Here is a 21,719-nt window from a genome sequence, read left to right as displayed (position 1 = left end):
ACGTGGAACAACCCTGTTCAATGCATTGCTGACCACGGCTTAAGCATCTCACCTACACCAGCTCATGGCGCTGTGGTCGCCATGATCGTGGCGTTTTGGTCGCGGAACTCATGGCGTTCTGGTCGTGACGATGGTGGCCTTGCCGTCCATGGCCAGGCCGGTGAGCTCGCTCCGGCCTGTGGGTGAAATGTTCGTGGTGGTGGGCGGTGAGCGCGGCTAGATAGCCGCACGGCGAGCAGGGGTAACGCCGGCAGCGGACCGGGCCGGTAGCGGTGTCCTCGGCGGCTGCGCGGATCGGGCAGCGCATCCAGGATCTCGGCCAGGGTGGGGTCGCGTTCGTCATTCGTGCCCGGGGGGGTGCCTCTCAACCGCCCGGCCGCGCCATGCGTCCACCAGCCGAGAACGCTTCGGCCCTGCCGCGCTCCCTTCGAACACCGGCGACGAGTCGTAGTGGAAGGCCAGATCTGTGGGACGGTATTCTCCGTCAATGGCGGCGTTGACCATCGACCGGTCCTCCGACTCCAGCTTGTATTCACCGCTGCTGTCCATGTAGAAATAGACCTCGCGATTGTCGGTCTGGCATGGCGAATTGCCCATGCCGGTCAGGCAGCTACTGCCGGTGCTTTCGGTCGGGAACATGTTGTCGGTGACGGCGGCCCAGGCCACCCCGACCGCCACCATCAACGGCACGAGAGCCATCGCGACCACACCGGTAACCCGTCGTCGAACGGGCACGCGACTGAATACTGACACTCTTCTCCTTCGGAAGTCATGAAACACGTACGGCGCCGCACAATGGGCGGCACCGTACGACTCAGGGGCCAGTCTTTATCGGCCTCGCCGATGGCCTGTTCCAACTGGTCCTCGGGGGAGGACTCTTTCCACAAGCCCTCGAGCAGAGGGCAACCCGATGCTCAGCCGCAGGTGGCCGTCGGAGGCGGTCCGAACTGCTGTCTTTCCCCAGGCTGGGTCGCCTTCAGTTTGGCGGCGAGGGCGTCCGCGCTGTTGCCTGCCATTTCCTCTTCCAGTCCGGTGTCCGGACCGGCGTCGGCCGCTAGTGTGCGTGCTTCGGCGGCGCTCTGCGCGTGGCCTTCCATCTCACCCTGGCCGATGGTGTCGCCGTCGAAGGGTAGCTCCGAACCTTCGCCGAGCCCCATCCACTTTGCGGGCTCCGGGGTGTCGCCCTCGGCACAGTGCCGCCCTTCCCAGGTGATGGCCAGGATGTACTGGTGCCCGGGTTCGATGCGCGGCCGATCGTATATGGCCGTCGCGGTCGGACTGTTCAGGTTTCCCTCGGTGAAGGTCCAACCGGACGCGTTGTACTCCCACTCCTTCGGGGCCGGTTGGGCCGCGTCCTCCCGCGACCACAGCACTTTCTTGACCTCCAGTTTCACCTTCCGCCCGATCAATCCTTCCCCTCGCTCGATCTCGATCTGGGCGGGCGGGATCGTCTCCTCGGAGGTGGCGCTGACGACGACCACATGGTCGGCGTACGTCACCCAGTCCGTCGCTGTGATGCTGGGCAGGCGGTCGTCTCCGTCGGCCATCACGACCCGGCGCGGCGCGGGCGCGCCGTCGGCGGCATTCACAGTGGCGAATCCCGCGACAGCGAGAGCCGCGGCGAGCCCGATACCGGTTGCGATATACGTGAGACGCTTCACCGCGGCCCTCCTAATAAGTGCCATCGATGTTCTCCCGGTTATTGTCGCCAAGATCGTTATGGCCTGTGGAAGGGGTCACCAGACAGCCGAGGCGGGAATCGGTCTTGCTGAGCATGGGTATGGCGTAGTCGCCGTGCTGCAGGCCGACAGCGTGTCCGGTCTCATGGCAAACTCTCGCGTAGGTGTAATCTCCGTTGCCTCGGATGCGAATGTACTGCTGGTCGCAGTTGTAAAGCGCGCCGCCGCGCGCATTGCACCACGCCCTACCGGCCACACTGTCCGGGAGGCCGGTCGAGCCCTCCTGGTAGATGATGTCGGTCTCCGCGCTCCCCTCGAACACCGGCGACGAGTCGTAGTGGAAGGCCAAATCCGTGGGACGGTACTCTCTGTCAATGGCGGCGTTTACCATCGACCGGTCCTCCGACTCCAGCTTGTATTCACCGCTGCTGTCCATGTAGAAATAGACCTCGCGATTGTCGGTCTGGCATGGCGAATTGCCCATGCCGGTCAGGCAGCTACTGCCGGTGCTTTCGGTCGGGAACATGTTGTCGGTGACGGCGGCCCAGGCCACCCCGACCGCCACCATCAACGGCACGAGAGCCATCGCGACCACACCGGTAACCCGTCGTCGAACGGGCACGCGACTGAATACTGACACTCTTCTCCTTCACAAAGTCATGGGCACTTGATGTACCGATTGATACATGTGCCACCTGGAACATGGGGATGAAACACGTACAGCGCCGCACTGATATCGTTCGCACACGCCGACGACCTGATGTTTCACATGCTTCAACTCATTGCGCAGAAGACATGGCTACGGTCCGGACAGAAGGACGCTATGACGCCGTTCTTCCATTCCGCTTCCGTTCCTCTTCCGTTGTAACGGCGCCGGCCGCGGCGTGTGATACAGGTAGAAAGCCAGGTCGCGGGGGTTGCCGAGCGAGCGGCGGATGAGCAGGCGGTGCGCGGGTCACATGGCTCCAAACGGTGTTGTCGAGCGCACAGTCGACCAACCCTGCCGTCTCGGGCTAAATGGGATGAAGTGCGCGTGCCCAGCAGGTCTTGTCGCGCAGCATCAGGCCGCAGGGCGCACGAGCAGCACAGGCGCAGGCGCACGCGACGGCCTGCTCGCCCTGGCTTACCCAGAGCCTGGGCGCCCGCATCGGTCGCCCGCTCATTGACCCCGCCAAGATCTCGACGGACGCTGCACAAGGCTCCGCTCCCTTCGGTGCGGTGCTTGTCCCGCTAAAGCGCAAACGGTTGCCGGCCGTATCTCCGTTATGGGCCGACCGGTAATGGGGCCGCTCAACCAGGGCAGCTTCTAGGTGCGCAGCGTTCTTCGACGACTGGAGGAAACATGATCGAGTACGGTCAACCCAACCCGGCGGCCGGCCCGCCGCTCGTCGCCGTCGAGGGGACGCCTCGTGAGATGGGGGCCGAGATCGGCCGCAGGACCAGTGAACTCGTCGAGCGGAGCCTGGAGACGTACCTGCGCAGGTTCCATGACGACGTGGGCCTGTCGGACGCCGACGTGCTGCGCTGGGGCGCCACCTATCTCGCCGTGGCCCGGGGTTACGACCGTACGATCGCGGAGATGCTGGAGGGCCTGGCCGAGGGCGCGGGCCGGCGGGTCGAGCACATCACGGCGCTCAACGCGCGTACCGAACTGCTCTACGGGACCGGCTACCACGACGAGGGCTGCACCTCGGTGGCGGTGTTGCCGCAGTACACGCGCGACGGCCACACCCTGCTCGCGCAGAACTGGGACTGGAACCCCGAGCAGGGACCCGTCACGTTCCTGCTGGCGACCCGCGACACCGAGGGCTTCTCGGTGCTCACGCTGGCCGAGGCGGGCATGCTGGCCAAGAGCGGGTTGAACTCCGCGGGCCTCGGGGTCTGCGCCAACCTGCTCGTCTCCGACCTGGACACCGGCGGCGAGGGCGTGCCTTACCACTATCTGCTGCGCGGGGTGCTGAACTCGCCGAGGATGAGCACCGCGTTGCGCAGGACGCTCAACGTGCCCCGCGTCTCCTCGGGGAACGTGCTCATCGCCGACGCCGGAGGTGAGGCGATCGACCTTGAGGTGGCGCCCGGTGTGTTCGGGCACCTGCTGCCGGAGGACGGCTTGCTGGCTCACTCCAACCACTTCCAGTGCCCGCTCCCGCTGCATGATGAGAAGGTGGCGGCCTCGGCTCTGACGCTGCTGCGGCCCGCGCGGATGCGGCATCTGCTGGAGGACGCGGCGCGCGTACGAGCGGTGACCGTCGAGGACATCGTGGCGGCGCTGCGCGACCACTTCTCCTTCCCTGACGGCATCTGCCGCCACCGCGATCCGGACGTCGCGGAGGCCGATCTGTCCACGACGGTGTACTCGATCGTGATGGATCTTGATGAGCGTGTGCTGTCCATCGCGAGCGGGCCGCCCTGCGAGAACCAGTACGCGCGCTGGCGCCTGGACGACGTCTTCACTCAGGGCGCCGTGCCCGCCTTGCACGCGATGCCGGAAGAGTCGGTCGGCGCTAGACGGGGATGAGGCGCTAGGCGGGGATGAAGAGCCAGGACTTCGACACGCCCGGCTCGTAGAGGGAGCCGAGGCGCTTGGCGACCACGCCGGGCAGCCCCTGCTCGCGGGCCGCCTGCCGTACCGGCTTGGCCTGCCCCGGCCACGCGGGGGCGGTCTGCCAGCGGGCGGAGGTTAGCTTGAGCGCTTCCAGGGCCGCGCGGCGGGCCGTGTACGGCAGCGCGACCAGGGAGTGGCCGTCGTCGTAAAGGAGGTCATAGCAGACCAGGACCTCCGTGCCCGCCATCGTGACCACCTCGCCGTCCAGCACCGCCGTGCGGCTGCCGAACGAGGCCGCGAGCGGGCGCAGCCAGGGATAGCGCCGCGCCGCCTCCGTACGCCCGCCGTCGATCGCCACCAGTACGCGCTCCCCGCCCCACGCGAACTCGAACGCGTAGTCGGCCACGTCGCGTGGCAGCCGGGTCCGTTCGACCGGGAGCATCGGGTCGAGCGGGGGCAGGGGGTCGCGGGAGGGTGGGTCCATGCGGTGGATCATCCAGTTCTTGCCGTTCGTCGGGAACAGCACGAACCGTCCTGCGGCTCGCGAGCCGTGCAGCACGACCTTGACCTCGCGGTCGGACCACTTCTCGGTCTCGTACGTGCCGTGGTCCCAGACCGTCATCGTGCCGCCGCCGTACTCGCCCTTGGGGATCTCGCCGTGGAAGTCGAGGTATTCCATCGGGTGGTCCTCGGTACGTACGGCCAGGTGATTGACGCGTGGGTCGGCGGGCAGGCCCTTGGGGATCGCCCAGGAGGCGAGCACACCGTCGCGCTCCAGCCGCAGGTCCCAGTGCAGGGCGCGGGCGTGATGCTCCTGGATCACGAACGCGGCGCCGTCGCCCTGCTCGGGTGACGGCGCCGCCTCGGGGACGGGCTCGGGGGTACGGCTGGCGTCGCGTTTACTGCGATATTTCTCCAGTTTGTCGGCCACGCCGGGGTATCTACCCTCAGTCGAGGGCCTTGCGCAGCCAGGATTCCACTCCCGCGATGTGCACCGTGGCCCACGAGCGGGCCACGTCGGGCTGACGGGTCGCGATGGCCTCGTAGATCGCGGTGTGCTGCTCCCGCGTCTTCTCCATCGCGCCCTCCTGGGTCAGCCCGCGCCAGATCCGCGCCCGGGTCGTCGGCCCGGACAGGCTCTCGATGAACGAGCAGAGCACGCTGTTGCCCGAACCCCGCGCGATCCGGTGGTGGAAGTCCAGGTCGTTGGCCACCAACTCCTCCACCGTGGGCGAGTTGGGCAGCGACTCCAGGATCACCCGGAGCTCGTCGATCTCCCCGTCGGTCATCTGCTCGGTCGCCATCGCCGTCGCCGCGGGCTCCAGGATGCGGCGTACCTCGAAGAACTGGATCACCGTGTCGTCGCGATGCAGGTCGAGCACGAACGACATGGTGTCGAGCAGCAGGCGCGGCTCCAGGCTGGTGACGTAGGTGCCGTCTCCCTGGCGTACGTCGAGGACGTTGATCAGCGCCAGCGCTCGTACGGCCTCGCGGAGCGAGTTGCGCGACAGGCCGAGGCGCTCGGCCAGGTCGGCCTCCTTCGGCAGCCTGTCCCCGGGCGTGAGCTCGCCCGAGAGGATCATCTGCTTGATTTTGTCGATGGCTGCGTCGGTGACCGCCACACTTTTCTCCCTAGACATCGGATGTCTAGGATTCTAGGGCCTGGAAGCGCACCGTATCGACTCCGGAGACGCGGCGAATCACGCCCCGCGCCTCCAGCGTGCGCAGATGCGCGGCCGCCTCTCCCGCGGCCATGCCGCGCAGGACGGGGGACAGGTCGTCCCAGGGCCGGTTCCAGGTCATCATCGCGGCGGTCTCCCAGATGGTCAGCGGTTGCGCGCGCTCGGCCAGGAGGGCGCCGAGTCGCTGGAGTTTCTCCTCGTGATGGTGGCGGATCTCGGCGGCGCGCGCGGCTACATCCGGAAATATCCATTCATGGGCGGGAAGCGCGTCCAAGGGGCCCAGCTCGCCGACGCGGTCCAGCGACTCCAGAAAATCCCCCAACGGATCAACATCGTCCCGGTCGTAGGGATAAATCCCGACGTGGGGGGTGATGTCGGGGAGGACATGGTCGCCGGTGAACAGGCGGTCGGCGTCCTCCAGATGCAGGCAGATGTGGCCGGGGGTGTGGCCTGGCGTGTGCACGGCCCGCAGCTTGCGGCCCGGCAGGTCCACCAGGTCGCCGTCACGCAGCTCGCGGTCGGGCAGAGCGGGCGTGTCCGGGCGGCCGGCGGTCGCGACCGCCACGTCCTCGTGCCCGGCCCCCGCCCGCCTGAGCATGTCGGCCTGGAAGTCGCGGTGTTCGCCGTCGGCGAGGCCGTGCATGAGCCTGACCAGCGCGGCGTCCGATTCGTGCATCGCGATCCAGGCGCCGGACTCCGCCCTGACCTGACCGGCCAGCCCGGCGTGGTCGGGGTGGAAGTGGGTGACGACCACACCTCTGACGGTGGTCACGTCAAGGCCGAGGGTCCGCAGGCCGCCGCTGAGGGCCGCCCAGGCGTCAGGGTGATTCCAGCCGGCGTCCACCAGCACGGGGCCCTTGGGGGAGTCGACGGCGTAGACGAGCGTGTAGCCGAGCGGGTTGCCGGGGATCGGCACGGGCACGCTCCACACCCCACCGCCGAGATCCTGCGGGCGCTGCTCGGTGTACGGCCTGCGCCGGGTCGTCTTCATGCCTGGGGCCCCCGTTGAGCGTGCTTGTACATGGTCGAGTGTGCGGGACGGAAACGTGAGATCGGTACGGGATTTTCCCGGACGCGGTCGCGCGGCGGGCCCGTGTGGTGTCGGACGTGATCGTGGGACGGCCGTCCCCTGTATGTCACGTGATGCGTTCGATGATCGTGGCCGTCGCCAGCGCCCCGCCCGCGCACATCGTGACCAGCGCGGTCGCCGAGTCGGAGCGCTCCAGCTCGTGCAGCGCCGTCGTGAGCAGCCGCGCCCCCGTGGCACCGACGGGGTGGCCGAGCGCGATCGCGCCGCCGTTGACGTTGACGCGGTCGAAGTCGGGCTCATGCACGCTCGCCCATGACAGCACGACCGACGCGAACGCCTCGTTCACCTCGAACCTGTCGATGTCGCCGATCGTCATCCCGGCCGTCGCGAGCACCTTCGCCGTCGCGTCCACCGGCCCGTCCAGGTGGTAGTAGGGCTCCGCGCCGACGAGGGCCTGGGCCAGGATCCGCGCCCGGGGCCGCAGGCCGTGCCGCAGGGCCGTCTCCTCGCTCATCACCAGCACCGCGGCGGCGCCGTCGGAGATCTGCGACGAGGTGCCCGCGGTGTGCCGGCCGCCCTCGCCCATCATCGGCTTGAGCGCGGCCAGCCCGTCGACGGTGGTCTCGCGTAAGCCCTGGTCCCTGCGTACCTGCCCGACGGGCACGATCTCCCGCTCGAACCGCCCGTCGGCCCACGCCTTGGCGGCCAGCTGCTGCGACCGCGCCCCGAACCAGTCGAGCCGCTCGCGGGTCAGCCCGCGGCGCTCCGCGATCCGCTCGGCCGCGGTGAACTGGTCGGGTAGGTCGATGTTCCAGTCGTCGGGCTTCGGCTTGGCCGGCAGGACGTTGCTGCCGAGCGGCGCCCGGCTCATCACCTCGACCCCGCACCCGACGCCCACGTCGATCACGCCGGCCCGGATCATCGCCGCCGCCAGGTGTACGGCCTGCTGCGACGATCCGCACTGTGCGTCGATCGTGGTCACTCCCGTTTGGTACGGCAGCCCCGCGTACAGCCAGGAGTGCCGCCCCACATGCCCGCCCTGCTCGCCCGCCTGGGTCACGCACCCGGCGAAGACCTGGCCGACGATCGCCGGGTCGATCCCGGAGCGCTCGATCAGGCCGTTGAGCGCGGTGGCCAGCACCTGCTGCGGTTTGAGCTCGGCCAGCCAGCCGCCACGCTTGCCGATGGGGGTGCGGACGGCCTCGACGATCACCGGTGTGCCCACAGTAGCCTCCAGAATGATGCTCTGGACGTGACTGTAACGGGTTCTAGTTTCCGGTGGAAGCCCCGCTCAGCGTGCGAGGCAACCCGAAGGTGTCGAAGAGGCCCAGGTCGAAGAACATCGCGACATGGCTGACCCGCGAGCCGGTGAACGTGAGCACCGGCAGCCCGAACGCGTCATAGACATCCCCGTGCCGCAGATACATCCCGAACGCCGGCTGCCCGTTCGCCTCGACCGGCACCAGCCGCAGGTCGCCGGGCTTCTTCGCCGGGCAGTTGGTCGCGATGAGCCGGCCGATCTCCTCGGCGCCCTGATACCAGCCGGTGAACGGCGGCATCTCCCAGACCGCGTCCTTCGTGAACAACTCCACGATGCCCGCCACGTCGTAATTCTCGAACGCCGCCACGTAGCGGTCGAGCTGCGCCCGCTGCTCGGCCGTCAGCGGCTCGATCGGGTCGTCGAGGCTCGGCGCCACCTCGTCGAGCTGGGCATGGGCGCGCTGCAGCGCGCTGTTGACCGCGACGGTCGTGGTGTCGAGCACCTCGGCCACCTCGGCGGCCCGCCACTTGAGCACGTCGCGCAGGATCAGCACCGCCCGCTGCCTGGGCGGCAGGTGCTGCAGCGCGGCGATGAGCGCGAGCCGGATGCTGTCGCGCGAGGTGACGATGGCGGCGGGGTCGTCGGCCCCGGCGCCGACCATCCCGGTGGGCACGGGCTCCAGCCACGGCACCTCGTTGCCCTCGACCAGAGGGCCGGTCGCCTCGGACGCGGGCGCGCCGAGCCCGGTCGGCAGTGGCCGCCGGCCCCGGCTGTCGAGCGCCGTCAGGCAGGCCGTCGTGGCGATGCGGTAGAGCCAGGTGCGCAGGGACGAACGCCCCTCGAACCCGTCATAGGCGCGCCACGCGCGCAGATAGGTCTCCTGGACGAGATCCTCGGCGTCGTGCACCGAACCCAGCATGCGGTAGCAGTGCGCCAGCAACTCGCGCCGCATCAGGTCGGTCTGCCGCAGGAACTCCTCGTTCGACGGCCGCTCAGTCATGCCTCCCTGTATAGCCCCCGCCACCGACAAATCGACGAGTCTCAGGGACGTACAGAGAGGACGATCTTCCCCGTCGTACGGCCGGACTCGCCGAGCTCGTGTGCCTTGGCCGCGTCCGCCAGCGGCAGCACGGCGGCCAGCTCGGCCCGCAGTTTCCCGGCCTTCGCCAGCGCGGCCAGCGCCCTCATCGCGGCGTGGTCGGGCTCGACGAGCATGGCCGCCGACCGGATGCCGCGCTCGGCGGCCCGCGCGTGCAGGCCCTCGTCCAGGAGGGAGAGGGCCAGCGAGACGATCGTGCCGCCCTCGCGCAGGGTGCGCAGCGAGCGCGGGCCGTAGTCGCCGCCCATGGTCTCGATCACCACGTCGACGTCGCGGACGACCTCGGCGAAATCCTGGTCGCGGTAGTCGACCAGTTCGTCGGCGCCGAGGTCGCGGAGCAGGTCGTGCTTGGCGGCGCTGGCCGTGCCGATCACGTGCGCGCCGCGTGCCTTGGCGATCTGCACGGCGAAGTGCCCCACGCCGCCCGCCGCGGCGTGCACGAGCACCCGCTGTCCCGCCGTCAGCCCGGCGGTGTCCACCAGCGCCTGCCAGGCGGTCAGCGCGGCGAGGGGGATCGCGGCCGCCTGGTTGTGGTCGAGGTTCGCGGGCTTGGGGGCGAAGTGGCGGGCCGGGGCGCTCACGTACTCGGCGTAGGCGCCGTGGCCGTACGGAAAGCGGAGCATGCCGAAGACCTCGTCACCGGGCCGGTAAATGGTCGTGCCCAGGCCCACCTGCTCGACGACGCCGGAGACGTCCCAGCCGAGCACGAACGGCGGCGTCCCCAGCTGACCGCCACTGGCTCGGGTCTTCCAGTCCGCGGGGTTGACCCCGGCCGCGTGCACCCGCACGAGCACCTCGGTCGGCCCCGGCGTGGGCCTGTCCATCTCGATCGTCTTCAGCACTTCTGGTCCGCCCAGGGCGTCCTGGCTGATCGCGCGCATCTTCATGCGGTCAAGCCTGCTGTGTCGGGGTATCGGGCGGCGAGTGGCCCGGAGGCCAAGATGTGTAAAGATCGGGCCATGCATCGTGTGGTCGTACTGGCGCTGCCGAACGTCATCCCGTTCGAGCTGAGCGTGCCGTCAAGGATCTTCTGCACGGCACGTGATCCGGGAGGCGAGCCGCTCTACGAGGTGATCACCTGCACGCTCGACGGTGGCCCCGTCGCCACGGCCGCCGACTACACGATCGCCGTCGAACACGACGCGGGCGCGCTGGCGAGCGCCGACACCGTCGTCATCCCCGCCGCCGCCGGCTTCGCGGACATCACCGGCGCGGAGTCGCTGCCTCCCGAGCTCTTCGACGCCCTCTCCCTGATACGGCCGGGCACCCGCGTCGTCTCGATCTGCATCGCCACCTTCGTCCTCGCGGCCGCGGGCCTCCTCGACGGCCGCCCGGCCACCACCCACTGGCGGCACGCCGAGCGCTTCGCCCGCCTCTTCCCCGACGTGCGGATGGACTCGGACGTGCTGTTCGTGGACGACGGGGACGTGCTCACCTCGGCGGGCGCGTCAGCGGGTGTGGACCTCTGCCTGCACCTGGTGCGGCGCGACCACGGCAGCGAGATCGCCAACCAGGTGGCCCGCCACTGCATCGTCCCCCCGTGGCGGGATGGCGGCCAAGCCCAGTACGTCGAACGCCCGGTCCCCGAACCGTCGGCCTCCGGCACCGCCCCCACCCGGGCCTGGGCCCTCCAGCACTTGTCCACCCCTCTCCAGCTGGCCGACCTGGCCGAACACGCGGGCATGAGCCGACGCACCTTCACCCGGCACTTCCGCCACGAGGTAGGCCAGAGCCCCGGCCAATGGCTGCTCCAGCAACGCGTGGAGCTGGCCAGACACCTCCTGGAGACCACGGACCTGCCGGTGGACCGGGTGGCGGAGCAGGCGGGGTTCGGCACGGCGGCCTCCATGAGGCAGCACCTGCACGCGTCACTGGGGGTGTCCCCGCACGCGTATCGCCGCACCTTCAGGGCCGTCGGCTGACGACGACTAGAGGTCGTTGACCAGCCGTGCGGCGGCGATCTCGATGCGGCGCTGGATCTGCTCATAGGTGCGGCGCCCGCGCAGCATCTCCAGCAGCTCCTGCACCCACACGCTGGACAGCGACCCCGCCAGGTCGAGCTGCACCTCGCTGGCCCGATCCCGCGTGAGGTCGGCCGACACGCGCAGCAGCAGCCCCGTCATCCGGTCGCCGAACGGCGTCTCCACCTCGGCCATGATCAGCGACCGGATCAGGGCGTCGGCCAGCTCCGGCTCACGCATGAGGCCGCGTGTGGCGCGCATCAGGACGTCGACCGCGCGGCCCGCCGGGGTGGAGGCGCTCGGCGGACGGCGCTGGATGCTGCTCTCCAGCAGGTCGATCTCCTCGCCGACGACCGCCACGACCAGGTCCATCTTCGACGGGAAGTAGCGGTAGAGGGTGCCGAGCGCGACTCCGGCCCGCTCGGCGACCGTACGCATCTGCATGGCCTCGACGCCGCCGCGCGAGGCCAGGGCGGCGGCGGCCTGGACGATGCGCTTGCGGCGCTGGTGCTGGCTACGCGTACGGACGCTGTGACCGCCGGACGTGGAATGGCTCTCCATGATCCCCTCGGTGTCGCTGGGGGGCGCGGCGGTGGTCGCCTGCGGGGTACGCATGAGAACACGTTATCTGATTTCTCGATAACTCGGCTTGTTACTCGCGAGTCACAAAGAGCCTGCATAGACGCATGTCTGCGGCGCTACAGGCATATATCCAGACTTGTTGTGATGTGTCGTGGCTGGACAGATATTAGAATCTGTTCTAGTTTGCGGAACTGTTGACCGAGCGCTTGCTGGGAGGGTCGATGGCCGCGGACACACTCGCCGCCCTGCTACTGGCCCGGGCCGATGATGACCGTCCGGGGCTGGTGTTCGAGGATCGCGTGTGGTCGTGGCGCTCGGTCGTGGCCGCCTGCCGTACCGCCGCCGCCTGGCTGAACGCCCGCTCCTTCGACGGGCCGCCGCACGTGGGAGTGCTCTGCGACAACGTTCCGGAGATGGTGTTCCTGCTGGGTGGGGCCGCGCTCTCCGGGCGGGTGCTGGTGGCGCTGAACCCGACCCGATCGGTGGCGGAGCTGACCCGCGACGCCCAGGCCACCGACGTCGGCCTCCTGCTGTGGGACGCGCCTTACGAGACGGTGGCGCGGTCCGTCGCCGAAGCCTCGGGTACGGTCTCGACGCCCGTCCCGGACTGGGGCTCGGGGGACACGCCGGACCTGCCTCTTCCGGGGCCGGACGCGAGCCCTGATCCCGACGCGCGCCTTGAGCCGGACGCGAGCCCTGATCCGGGCACGAGTCCGGCTGATCCGGGCGCGTTGGTCATGCTGATCTTCACTTCCGGGACGTCCGGACGGCCGAGGGCAGTGCGGATCACGCAGCGGAAGATCGCCGTCCCCGGCGTCTCGCTGGCCGCGATGCTGACCCCCGCCGACGCCGTCTACTGCGCGATGCCGCTCTTCCACTCCGGCGCCGTCATGGCCGCCTACGCCCCCGCCGTGGCGTCAGGGGCGGCGCTGGTGCTGCGCCGGAGGTTCTCCGCGTCGGGCCTGCTGCCGGACATCAGGCGATACGGCTGTACGTACCTCCACTACGTCGGCAAAGTGCTCTCCTATGTTCTGGCCACCCCGCGGCAGCCCGACGACGCCGACAACCCCCTGAGGCTCGCCTTCGGCAACGAGGGGAGTGCTACGGCGACCAGACGGTTCGGGGAGCGGTACGGCTGTCACGTGATCGACGCGTTCGGGTCGACAGAGACGGCCATCTCGCTCACCCCGGACCCCACGGGACCGCCCGGCTGCCTCGGCAGGCTGCCGGCGGGCATCGAGATCCGCAGCTGGCTGACCGGCCTGCCGTGCCCACCGGGCCGCGTCGAGGACGGGCGGCTGCTCAACCCCGATGAGGCGATCGGCGAGCTGGTGAACATCGGTGGCCTCGGCCTGTTCGACGGCTACTACAACGACCCGGAGGCCGACGCCGAGCGGATGCGGGAGGGCGCGTTCTGGTCGGGCGATCTGGCGTACGCGGACGCCGACGGCTACGTGTTCTTCGCCGGGCGAGGCACCGAGCGGCTCCGCGTGGACGGCGAGAACCTGGCGGTGGCCCCCATCGAGGCGGTCCTGCGGGAGTTCCCTGGCGTGATCGAGGCGGCCGCCTACCCGGTGCCGGACGCGGCGGCCGGAGACCAGGTCATGGCGGCGCTGGTCATGGAGGCGGCGTTCGACCCCGTCGCGTTCGCCGGGTTCCTCGCCGGGCGCCGCGATCTGGGTGCCAAGTCGTTCCCCCGGTACGTACGCATCTCCGACGGCCTGCCCCAGACCCCCTCGCACAAGGTCGTCAAGCGTGTCCTGGTGCAGGAGGGCTGGCGGACGGCCGACCCCGTCTGGTGGCGTCCTGCGGGCGCGGAGATCCGATTACTGGGCGGCGCGGACGTCGCGGCGATCGAGCGGGAGTTCGCCCGGCACGGCCGGCAACACCTTTTGGAGAAATAGTGGATTTCAACCTGGATGAGACCCAGCAGGACCTGCGTACCCTGACCGCCGACCTCCTGGCGAAGGAGGCGACCCCGGAGCGGCTGGAGGCGCACGAGAAGAGCGGCCGGCCGTATGACGAACGGCTCTGGCAGGCGCTGTGCCAGGCGGAGTTGATGAGCGTGTGCGTACCGGAGGACGCGGGTGGCGCCGGGCTCGGGTCCGTCGAGCTGGCCGTGGTGCTCCGCGAGTTCGGCGCGCGGGCCGCACCGGCGCCCGCGCTGGCGACGCTGGTGAGCACGCTCGCGCTGGCCCGCTACGGCACACCCGCGCAGCAGCGCCCGCCGGCCGACGGCGTCGGCACTGTGGCGCTGCGGGAGCCGGGCTGGGCGCCGGCGGCCCCGCCCGTGACCGCCGCTGAGAGGAATAGCGACGGGTGGGTGCTGACAGGCCGCAAGGTCGGGGTCCCGTACGGGGGCGAGGCGGCGTACATGCTGGTCACGGCCGCCGAGGGGGTGTTCCTGGTCGCCGGCGGATGGACGGCGCACCCGGAGTTCGCCGCCAACGGCGAGTCGCTGGCCACCATCGTGCTCGACCGGACCCCGGCCGAGCGGCTGGCCGGTCCGGAAGCGGTCTCCAGTCTGCGGCAGATCTTCACGGCGGCCGTCGCGGCCCAGGCGAGCGGCGTGCTGGCCGGAGCTCTCAAATTGACCACCGAGTACATCAAGAACAGGAAGCAGTTCGGCCGGGCCCTGGCCGAGTTCCAGGCGGTCACCGTACAGATCGCCGACGTCTACATCGCCACGCGGGCGCTCGACGTGGCCGTGTGGTCGGGCGCCTGGCTCCTGGCCAACGACCTCCCGGCGGAGGAGGACCTGGCCGTGGCCGCCTTCCACGTCAGTGAGGCGTACAAGGCGCTCTTCACCTGCCAGCACCTGCACGGCGGTCTGGGCCTCGACGTGACGTACCCGCTGCACCGCTACTTCGCGCACGCCAAGCACCTGACGCACCTGCTCGGCGGCGCCGACGTCCAGCTCGACCTGATCGGAGCGCTCGTCTGATGCTGATCGACCTGACCCCCGACCAGCGCAGGCTCCGCGACGAGCTGCGCGAGTACTTCCAGAACTGCCTCACCGACGAGGACCGCCGCAAGATCTCCCAGGATCCCTTCGGCACCGCCTACATGGAGCACTGCCGCAGGCTCGGCCGCGACCGCAAGCTCGGCCTGGGCTGGCCGAAGGAGTACGGCGGCGCCGGCTACGGCCCCCTCGAACAGCAGATCTTCGCCAACGAGATCGCCCGCGCCGGCGTGCCGTACCCGATCATCACGCTGCAGACGGTCGGGCCCACCCTGATGCAGTACGGGACGCAGGAGCAGAAGGAGATGTTCCTGCCGAGCATCCTGGCCGGCGAGTGCCACTTCGCGATCGGCTACAGCGAGCCCGAGGCCGGTACGGACCTGGCCTCGCTGCGGACCACGGCGGTGCTCGACGGCGACCACTACGTCGTCAACGGCCAGAAGATCTTCACCAGCGGCGCCCACTACGCCCAGTACATCTGGCTCGCCACCCGCACCAACCCCGACGCCAAGAAGCACAAGGGCATCACGATGATGATCGCCTCGACCGACGATCCCGGCTTCTCCTGGACCCCGATCATCACCATGGACGGCCGTCACCACACGAACGCCACCTACTACGCCGACGTCCGCGTCCCGGCGAGCATGGTCGTCGGCGAGGTGGACAAGGGCTGGGACCTGATCGTCAACCAGCTCAACCACGAACGCGTCACGCTCGGTCCCGCCGGGAACCTCGGCCAGACCCACGACCGCTTCCTGGCCTGGGCGCGGCGTACCGGGCTGGTGGAGAATCCGGACGTACGACGGGCGCTCGGCAGGGTGCGGGCGTACTTCCGGACGAACGAGCTGCTCAACTGGCAGGTCGCGGCGAACATGGACCTCGGCTGGCTGGGCGCGCCCGACGCGTCGGCCACCAAGATCTACGCCTCGGAGCGAGTGCAGGAGGTCGGCCGGCTCATCGGCGACATCCTGGCCCGCTACGGCGACCCGTCGGACCCGGAGACGGCCGAGCTCCTGGAGCGCACCGATCACGGGGTGAAGGGCGCGGTGGTGCTGACGTTCGGCGGCGGGGTGAACGAGGTGCAGCGCGAGCTGATCGCGATGCTCGGCCTGAGCCTCCCGAGGCCGCCCCGATGACCGACCCCTCGATGACCGACTCCGCGAGCGTGGACAGGGAGCTGCGGGAGCTGGCGGACAAGCAGGTCGCCCTCGGGGGGATGCGCGGCACCCCCGCGGCCGATCCGGTGAACGTGCCCATGATCAGGCACTGGCTGACCGCCCTCGGCGACGCGAACCCGGCCTACCTCGACCAAGGGGTCGCCCCGCCCGCGATGATCCAGGTCTGGACCATGCAGGGCCTCCGCCAGGACGCCAAGGACCGCTCGCCGGTCGACGACATGCTCGCCGCGCTGCAGGCGCACGGCTACACGGGCGTGGTGGCGACGAACTGCGAGCAGACCTATCACCGGTACGTACGGCTCGGCGAGCGCCTGACCCCGTCGACCCGCTTCACGAGCCTCGTGGGCCCGAAGCGGACGGCGCTCGGCGAGGGCTACTTCGCCACCTGGAACGTCACCTGGTACGACGAGGCGGACGAACCAGTGGCCGAGATGATGTTCCGAATCCTGAAATTTCGCCCACGCATCGGCAGGCGCTCCAGCTCCACGGCCGCACCATCTACGGCCACGCCATCCGAGACCGCAGCATCCGCGACCGCGAAACCCCCGGAGACCGGCCGCCGCGAGCCGTACCCGTTGCGCCCCGCCGTCAACGCCGACACGGCCTTCTTCTGGGAAGGCGTCCAGCAGGGCGAGCTGCGCATCCAGCGCTGCGCCGACTGCGGCGAGCTGCGCCACCCGCCCGGCCCGATATGTCCCGCCTGCCGCTCCACCAACCGCACCCACACCGTGGCGAGCGGCCACGGCACCGTCTACAGCTACGTCGTCCACCACCACCCCCCGGTGCCGGGACGCGAGACGCCCTTCGTGGTGGCAGTGGTGGAGCTGCCGGAAGGGGTGAGGATCGTGGGAAACATCGTGGACTGTCCGACCGACGCCGTCAGTATCGGCATGTCGTTGCGCGTGACGTATCGCGCGCTGGACGACGAACTAGTCCTGCCCATGTGGGCGCCAGGGGAGTCGTGATGACGACGTTGACCGAAGACCAGGTCGAGATCGGTTCGGTGCTTCCCGAGCTGTCGATCGACCTCACGCCCACGGTGGTCGTCTCCACGGCCCTCGCCACCATGGACTTCACCCCGGTGCACCACGACGTCGAGCGCGCCCGCGCGCAGGGCTCCAAGGACATCTTCCTCAACATCCTGACCACGATGGGGCTGGTGGAGCGGTACGTCACGGACTGGGCGGGTCCAGCGGCCATCATCAGGCGCATCAACGTCAAGCTCGGCGTCCCGGCGTACGCGGGCGATCGGCTGAGCTTCACGGGCACGGTCGTCTCGCAGGCGGCGGGGGAGCTCACGGTCGAGGTACGCGGCAAGGTCAGCCTCGGCGACCACGCCACCGGCACGATCACCCTCACCCTCCCCACAGCCCCCTGACCCGAACGGCCCCCACCCGAACAACCCCGACCCGTACAGAGCCCCCTGACCCGAAGGAGTGGCACGTCAGTGCTCAAGTCACGAGCCGCCATCGCCGGCATCGGCGCCACCGAGTTCAGCAAGCGATCCGGCCGGTCGGAGCTGCGGCTGGCGGCCGAGGCCGTGTTCGCCGCGCTCGACGATGCCGGGGTGGCGCCGGGTGACGTGGACGGGATGGTGACCTTCACCCAGGACACCAACCAGGAGATCGCCGTGGCCCGCGAGATCGGCGCCGGCGAGCTCACGTACTTCTCCAGGGTCGAGTACGGGGGCGGCGCGGCGTGCGGCACGGTGGCGCAGGCCGCCATGGCCGTCGCGACCGGCATGGCCACCACCGTCGTCTGCTATCGGGCGTTCAACGAGCGGTCCGGCCGGAGGTTCGGGCAGCCGGACGCCCGCCTGGGCGGCCAGCCGACCTCGCAGGGGCTGGAGATGAGCTGGCACGTACCGTTCGGGCTGATGACGCCCGCCGGGTGGGTGGCCATGTTCGCCCAGCGGTACATGCACACCTACGGCGCCACCTCAGAGGACTTCGGCCGGGTGGCCGTCGCCATGCGCAGGCACGCCTCCACGAACCCCGCCGCCTGGTTCCACGGCCGTCCCATCACTCTGGCGGAGCACCAGGAGTCCAAGTGGATCGTGGAGCCGCTGCACCTGCTCGACTGCTGCCAGGAGAGCGACGGGGCCGTGGCCCTGGTGGTCACGACCACCGAACGGGCCCGTGACCTGCGCCGCTCCCCGGCCGTGATCACCGCCGCCGCCCAAGGGTCGGGCGCGGGGCAGATGATGATGACCAGCTACTACCGCGATGACATGAGCGGTCTGCCGGAGATGGGAGTCGTCGGCCGACGTCTATGGGAAATGTCCGGCCTGACCCCGCAGGACATCCAGACGGCCATCCTGTACGACCACTTCACCCCGTTCGTCCTGGCCCAACTGGAGGAGCTGGGCTTCTGCGGCCGGGGAGAGGCCCCCGACTACCTCCAGGACGGCGGCATCGAGTTGGGCGGCCGCCTGCCCGTCAACCCGAACGGCGGCCAGCTGGGCGAGGCCTACATCCACGGCATGAACGGCATCGCCGAGGCCGTCCGCCAGCTGAGAGGCACCTCCGCCAACCAAGTGAGCGGCGTCCGCAACGTCCTGGTCACGGCGGGCACCGGTGTTCCGACCAGCGGGCTGATCCTGTCGGCCGGCTGACGGCGCCTTGGGCGGCTCCGGCCGTCGGCGGGGAAATCCCGGGCGGTTCGTGACGCGACCGTCTCGATCTCTGTGACGGTCCGTGGTGGCATCCACCGGACGACGCTGGTCGAACAGGCCGGGCGGATGGTGTTGTCGGCGGTGCCGGTGGAGCAGCGGGAGCGGCCGGCAGTGAGTGATCTGCGGTCAGTGCTGGGCAGCTAGCCGATGATGAGCGGGACCGCGAAGAAGACGATCATCGCGATGGCGACGCAGACCAGGAACCCGACCAGTTCCCACGCCCAGTCGTGGTGCCTGTCCTTGCCAGGACGTACCCGGGCTCGCGGTACCTCCGGTACGTCCGGGAGATCCTCGGGCAGGTCGTCCACGATGGGCAGGTCGTCCACCGTCGGCGGGAACGGCAGTGGGGCCGGCAGGCGGTAGATGGGCTCCCTGGCGGCGGTCCTGGGGACGAAGAAGGCGCCCGGCTCCCTGGCCTCGCCCTTGTGTACGAGGATGTCGCCGATGGCGGGCAGTTCCTCGGTGATCGGCTCGTCGTCCAGCACGTCTCCCGGAATGGACGCCGAGAGAGTGAACGGCCGCTTCGGCAAGGGCTCGTCGGCCGGCTGGGCAGGCGCGGGCTTCTCGGAAGCGGGCTGCGGCAAGCGGAACAGCCCATCACGCACCGGCCGCGCGCCGGGGAGGGCTTCGCCGGACGGCCGAGCGCCAAAGAGCGCGTCGTCGGACGGTCGTCTGCCGGAGAGCGCGTCCCCAGATGGTCGCGCGCCGAACAGCGGGTCCCCAGATGGCCGCGTGCCGGAGAGCAGGTCTCCGGGCGGTCGCGCGCTGGGTGACCGAGGCGTGAAGAACCGCTGTCCGTCAGGAGCCGGACCCTCGGAAGTCAGGCCGGCAGGAGCGGGGCCCTCAAGGGCGGGGCCGGGTCCGAACGGGTCGCGGAGTTTGGGCATCGGTGCCGTGGGTGCCTCGTGCTCCGGCACGCGGGACGGTGACGGCGGCGTCAGTAGCTCCGTCGGGAAGATCCCGGTGCTGGTCGCCGCGTCGGCCACAGCCAACGGCTGCGGCCACGTGGGCGGGCCCGGCCAGAGCGGCCTGACGAACATCGGCGCCGCCATACGGCCGGGCGGGACCTGAGGAGCGAAGTGCGAGTGGAGAGAGGCGGGTGGCGGTGGCCAGGGCAGCCGCCCCAGTACGTCGCGCAACGGCGCCACACCCAGCGCCCCGTAGACGTCGGCCACCGGCTTGGTCACGCGGGTTTCTGTGCAGGCCAGGGTGGTGTCGAGCGCCTGCCGGTAGCGGTGCGTGGCGCTGGTGGCCAGCTCGTCCGCCGTGTCGGGCGCCACATCCAGCACCCAGGCCAGCTCGGCGCGGTCCAGCCCGCACACCTCGCACAGCACGAGCACCTCGCGCTGGTGCGGGCGCAGCTCCCGCAGGACCCGCTCCACCAGCGCGGACGCCGGGTCGATCAGCGGGTCGACCACCGGCGGCGCGTAGACGACATCGCGGCGCTGGATCTCGCGGCGGGCGAACGCGAATAAGGCGGCGCGGGCAGGCGGCGCCGCCTGCCCGCCGGCGCGGGCGGACATCGAGGCGGCGGCCCCGGAACCGCGGGCGGACGCCCAGGCGTCGGCGGCGGAGCCGAGGACGGACACCAGGGCGTCGGCGGCGGAACCGTGGTCTCCGAGCTGGTCAGCGCAGTACGCGAACAGCCCGGCGGCGTAACGGTCGTAGAGCTCCGCGATCAGTTCCGCCCGGGAGGGGTGATCGGTGAGCAAGTCTGTCACGGGGCCGGATCCTCTTGCTGAAATACGGACGCTTGAGGTGGGGGGTGCGGCGTCTGAGTTTGTGGTGTCAATCATGCCAACTTACCCAGGTACCGCGCACTATCAGAACGGCATTTCCCATGAATCTTGCAGCTAGCTGAAGCGTTTCACAGAGGCCCGAGGGGACAGAGTGCGCTGGATCGCCGTAGTCTGGTCGTCCTGAGAGATCATGCGGCGGCCGTAGCAGGGGGGCTGCGGCCCCCGCCACGAACGCGAGAGGTCGCGCGTGATCACATTTGACGACGTCACCAAACGCTATCCGGACGGCACGGTCGCAGTCGATCACCTGAGCCTTGAGGCGCCGACAGGTGAGATCACTGTGTTCGTCGGCCCCTCCGGTTGCGGGAAGACGACGTCCCTCCGAATGATCAACCGGATGATCGACGCCTCAGAGGGGCGGATCCTCCTTGACGGTGAGCCCGTACAGGGCATCGATCCGCCGACGTTGCGGCGCGGCATTGGCTATGTCATCCAGCAGGCCGGGCTCTTCCCGCACCGGAAGATCGTTGACAACATCGCCACCGTCCCCTATTTGCTCGGCTGGGATCGCAAGAAGGCCCGTGATCGCGCCATGGAGCTGCTCGAACGCGTGGGGCTCGACTCGGCCATGGGCGAGCGTTACCCGTTCCAGCTGTCCGGCGGGCAGCAGCAGCGGGTCGGTGTGGCCAGGGCGCTCGCGGCGGACCCGCCGGTGCTGCTCATGGACGAGCCGTTCAGCGCGGTCGACCCGATCGTCCGCACCAGCCTGCAGGAAGAGCTGCTCAGGCTGCAGGCGGAGCTGAACAAGACCATCGTCTTCGTCACCCACGACATCGACGAGGCCATCAAGCTCGGCGACCGGGTGGCCGTCCTGCGGGTGGGCGGCAAGCTGGCGCAGCTGGCCGACCCCAAGACGCTGTTGTCGGAGCCGGCCGACGACTTCGTCCGCGAGTTCCTCGGTCATGACCGGGGCATCAGGCGCCTGCAGTTCATCTCGACGGAGGGTCTGCGCCTGCGCGACGACCTGACCGTGCCCGAGGGCTTCGAGGGGCCCACGGACGAGCCGTGGCTGCTCGTCGTCACCGGGGACGACCGGCCGGTCGGCTGGATCTCGCGCGAGCGGCCCGCCGAGCTGGAGCCGTACGGGACGTTCGTGCTCGGCCGCGACTCGATGCGCTCGGCCCTCGACGCGGCGCTGCTGTCGCCGTCGGGCTGCGCGGTGGCCGTCGACGGGGACGGCAAGGTCGTCGGCGCCGCCACCCGGGAGGCGCTCGACGAGGCACTGGCGGAGGCGGCCGATGGCTGACGGACCTCCCTCCCTATGGGC

Annotated in this window: 21 protein-coding genes; 10 read left to right on the top strand and 11 right to left on the bottom strand. The window is 69.8% G+C overall.

The window, feature by feature from the left end:
* Positions 1-339 precede the first annotated feature (339 nt).
* The 3 genes from AB0L53_RS20465 to AB0L53_RS20455 form a co-directional block, all read right to left on the bottom strand.
* Positions 340-753, bottom strand: a complete 414-nt coding sequence (locus tag AB0L53_RS20465) for a hypothetical protein (RefSeq protein WP_363995856.1) — start codon at positions 751-753, stop codon at positions 340-342.
* A gap of 161 nt (positions 754-914) precedes the next feature.
* Positions 915-1,661: a hypothetical protein gene (locus AB0L53_RS20460; RefSeq protein WP_363995853.1), complete on the bottom strand. Its 747-nt coding sequence runs from the start codon at positions 1,659-1,661 to the stop codon at positions 915-917.
* A 10-nt stretch (positions 1,662-1,671) separates the two neighbouring features.
* Positions 1,672-2,319 carry a hypothetical protein gene (locus AB0L53_RS20455; RefSeq protein WP_363995850.1) on the bottom strand — a complete coding sequence of 216 codons (648 nt, stop codon included), beginning with the start codon at positions 2,317-2,319 and terminating at the stop codon, positions 1,672-1,674.
* A 702-nt stretch (positions 2,320-3,021) separates the two neighbouring features.
* Between AB0L53_RS20455 and AB0L53_RS20450 the strand changes: the two genes are divergently transcribed.
* Entirely contained in the window at positions 3,022-4,197 is a 1,176-nt protein-coding gene (locus AB0L53_RS20450) for a C45 family peptidase (RefSeq protein WP_363995847.1), read from the top strand.
* Positions 4,198-4,201: 4 nt separating this feature from the next.
* Here AB0L53_RS20450 and AB0L53_RS20445 read toward each other — a convergent pair whose 3' ends face one another.
* The 6 genes from AB0L53_RS20445 to AB0L53_RS20420 form a co-directional block, all read right to left on the bottom strand.
* Positions 4,202-5,155 carry a DNA polymerase ligase N-terminal domain-containing protein gene (locus AB0L53_RS20445; protein ID WP_363995844.1) on the bottom strand — a complete coding sequence of 318 codons (954 nt, stop codon included), beginning with the start codon at positions 5,153-5,155 and terminating at the stop codon, positions 4,202-4,204.
* 16 nt (positions 5,156-5,171) lie between these two features.
* Positions 5,172-5,846 carry a FadR/GntR family transcriptional regulator gene (locus AB0L53_RS20440; RefSeq protein ID WP_363995841.1) on the bottom strand — a complete coding sequence of 225 codons (675 nt, stop codon included), beginning with the start codon at positions 5,844-5,846 and terminating at the stop codon, positions 5,172-5,174.
* 25 nt (positions 5,847-5,871) lie between these two features.
* The gene (locus AB0L53_RS20435; RefSeq protein ID WP_363995838.1) at positions 5,872-6,897 is read right to left on the bottom strand and encodes an MBL fold metallo-hydrolase; all 1,026 of its coding nucleotides are present in this window, start codon (positions 6,895-6,897) and stop codon (positions 5,872-5,874) included.
* Positions 6,898-7,042: 145 nt separating this feature from the next.
* Positions 7,043-8,161: a steroid 3-ketoacyl-CoA thiolase gene (locus AB0L53_RS20430; protein ID WP_363995835.1), complete on the bottom strand. Its 1,119-nt coding sequence runs from the start codon at positions 8,159-8,161 to the stop codon at positions 7,043-7,045.
* 43 nt (positions 8,162-8,204) lie between these two features.
* On the bottom strand, positions 8,205-9,197 hold the full coding sequence (locus AB0L53_RS20425; RefSeq protein WP_363995832.1) for a sigma-70 family RNA polymerase sigma factor: 993 nt from the start codon (positions 9,195-9,197) through the stop codon (positions 8,205-8,207).
* A gap of 41 nt (positions 9,198-9,238) precedes the next feature.
* Positions 9,239-10,177 (bottom strand): NADP-dependent oxidoreductase, encoded by a 939-nt coding sequence (locus AB0L53_RS20420; protein ID WP_363996257.1) that lies wholly within the window; start codon positions 10,175-10,177, stop codon positions 9,239-9,241.
* A 78-nt stretch (positions 10,178-10,255) separates the two neighbouring features.
* Between AB0L53_RS20420 and AB0L53_RS20415 the strand changes: the two genes are divergently transcribed.
* Entirely contained in the window at positions 10,256-11,218 is a 963-nt protein-coding gene (locus AB0L53_RS20415; protein WP_363995829.1) for a helix-turn-helix domain-containing protein, read from the top strand.
* A 6-nt stretch (positions 11,219-11,224) separates the two neighbouring features.
* Here AB0L53_RS20415 and AB0L53_RS20410 read toward each other — a convergent pair whose 3' ends face one another.
* Entirely contained in the window at positions 11,225-11,818 is a 594-nt protein-coding gene (locus tag AB0L53_RS20410; RefSeq protein ID WP_357644750.1) for a TetR family transcriptional regulator, read from the bottom strand.
* A 242-nt stretch (positions 11,819-12,060) separates the two neighbouring features.
* On the opposite strand from AB0L53_RS20410, the gene AB0L53_RS20405 reads away from it, so the two are divergent.
* From AB0L53_RS20405 to AB0L53_RS20375, 7 genes are all read left to right on the top strand, one after another.
* Positions 12,061-13,743, top strand: coding sequence for an AMP-binding protein (locus AB0L53_RS20405; protein ID WP_363995826.1), 1,683 nt, complete (start codon positions 12,061-12,063; stop codon positions 13,741-13,743).
* The gene (locus AB0L53_RS20400) at positions 13,743-14,783 is read left to right on the top strand and encodes an acyl-CoA dehydrogenase family protein (protein ID WP_363995823.1); all 1,041 of its coding nucleotides are present in this window, start codon (positions 13,743-13,745) and stop codon (positions 14,781-14,783) included. The genes AB0L53_RS20405 and AB0L53_RS20400 overlap by 1 nt, the downstream gene beginning before the upstream one ends.
* Entirely contained in the window at positions 14,783-15,937 is a 1,155-nt protein-coding gene (locus AB0L53_RS20395) for an acyl-CoA dehydrogenase family protein (RefSeq protein ID WP_363995820.1), read from the top strand. The genes AB0L53_RS20400 and AB0L53_RS20395 overlap by 1 nt, the downstream gene beginning before the upstream one ends.
* Positions 15,934-16,944 (top strand): bifunctional MaoC family dehydratase N-terminal/OB-fold nucleic acid binding domain-containing protein, encoded by a 1,011-nt coding sequence (locus AB0L53_RS20390; RefSeq protein WP_363995817.1) that lies wholly within the window; start codon positions 15,934-15,936, stop codon positions 16,942-16,944. The genes AB0L53_RS20395 and AB0L53_RS20390 overlap by 4 nt, the downstream gene beginning before the upstream one ends.
* Positions 16,944-17,357 carry a MaoC/PaaZ C-terminal domain-containing protein gene (locus AB0L53_RS20385; protein WP_363995814.1) on the top strand — a complete coding sequence of 138 codons (414 nt, stop codon included), beginning with the start codon at positions 16,944-16,946 and terminating at the stop codon, positions 17,355-17,357. The genes AB0L53_RS20390 and AB0L53_RS20385 overlap by 1 nt, the downstream gene beginning before the upstream one ends.
* Positions 17,358-17,426: 69 nt before the next feature.
* Positions 17,427-18,593 carry a lipid-transfer protein gene (locus tag AB0L53_RS20380; RefSeq protein WP_363995811.1) on the top strand — a complete coding sequence of 389 codons (1,167 nt, stop codon included), beginning with the start codon at positions 17,427-17,429 and terminating at the stop codon, positions 18,591-18,593.
* Between the two features lie 72 nt (positions 18,594-18,665).
* Positions 18,666-18,797, top strand: a complete 132-nt coding sequence (locus AB0L53_RS20375; RefSeq protein ID WP_363995808.1) for a hypothetical protein — start codon at positions 18,666-18,668, stop codon at positions 18,795-18,797.
* On the opposite strand, the gene AB0L53_RS20370 is transcribed toward AB0L53_RS20375, so the two are convergent.
* Positions 18,794-20,374, bottom strand: coding sequence for a hypothetical protein (locus AB0L53_RS20370; protein ID WP_363995805.1), 1,581 nt, complete (start codon positions 20,372-20,374; stop codon positions 18,794-18,796). The two genes, AB0L53_RS20375 and AB0L53_RS20370, sit on opposite strands and share 4 nt — an antisense overlap.
* A 265-nt stretch (positions 20,375-20,639) precedes the next feature.
* On the opposite strand from AB0L53_RS20370, the gene AB0L53_RS20365 reads away from it, so the two are divergent.
* Entirely contained in the window at positions 20,640-21,698 is a 1,059-nt protein-coding gene (locus tag AB0L53_RS20365) for an ATP-binding cassette domain-containing protein (RefSeq protein ID WP_358539183.1), read from the top strand.
* The last annotated feature ends 21 nt before the right edge of the window (positions 21,699-21,719 follow it).

It is taken from the genome of Nonomuraea sp. NPDC052129, from assembly GCF_040680095.1.
Classification (GTDB): domain Bacteria; phylum Actinomycetota; class Actinomycetes; order Streptosporangiales; family Streptosporangiaceae; genus Nonomuraea.
Note: the sequence above shows the minus strand (reverse complement) of the source record. Positions and strands in the feature narration are given on the sequence as shown.

Excerpts from the sequence above, each read along its gene's own strand:
- AB0L53_RS20390 (WP_363995817.1), top strand. The coding sequence starts at position 15,934 with ATGACCGACCCCTCGATGACCGACTCCGCGAGCGTGGACAGGGAGCTG.
- AB0L53_RS20405 (WP_363995826.1), top strand. The coding sequence starts at position 12,061 with ATGGCCGCGGACACACTCGCCGCCCTGCTACTGGCCCGGGCCGATGAT.
- AB0L53_RS20395 (WP_363995820.1), top strand. The coding sequence starts at position 14,783 with ATGCTGATCGACCTGACCCCCGACCAGCGCAGGCTCCGCGACGAGCTG.
- AB0L53_RS20415 (WP_363995829.1), top strand. The coding sequence starts at position 10,256 with ATGCATCGTGTGGTCGTACTGGCGCTGCCGAACGTCATCCCGTTCGAG.
- AB0L53_RS20385 (WP_363995814.1), top strand. The coding sequence starts at position 16,944 with ATGACGACGTTGACCGAAGACCAGGTCGAGATCGGTTCGGTGCTTCCC.
- AB0L53_RS20425 (WP_363995832.1), bottom strand. The coding sequence starts at position 9,197 with ATGACTGAGCGGCCGTCGAACGAGGAGTTCCTGCGGCAGACCGACCTG.
- AB0L53_RS20410 (WP_357644750.1), bottom strand. The coding sequence starts at position 11,818 with ATGGAGAGCCATTCCACGTCCGGCGGTCACAGCGTCCGTACGCGTAGC.
- AB0L53_RS20435 (WP_363995838.1), bottom strand. The coding sequence starts at position 6,897 with ATGAAGACGACCCGGCGCAGGCCGTACACCGAGCAGCGCCCGCAGGAT.
- AB0L53_RS20420 (WP_363996257.1), bottom strand. The coding sequence starts at position 10,177 with ATGCGCGCGATCAGCCAGGACGCCCTGGGCGGACCAGAAGTGCTGAAG.
- AB0L53_RS20450 (WP_363995847.1), top strand. The coding sequence starts at position 3,022 with ATGATCGAGTACGGTCAACCCAACCCGGCGGCCGGCCCGCCGCTCGTC.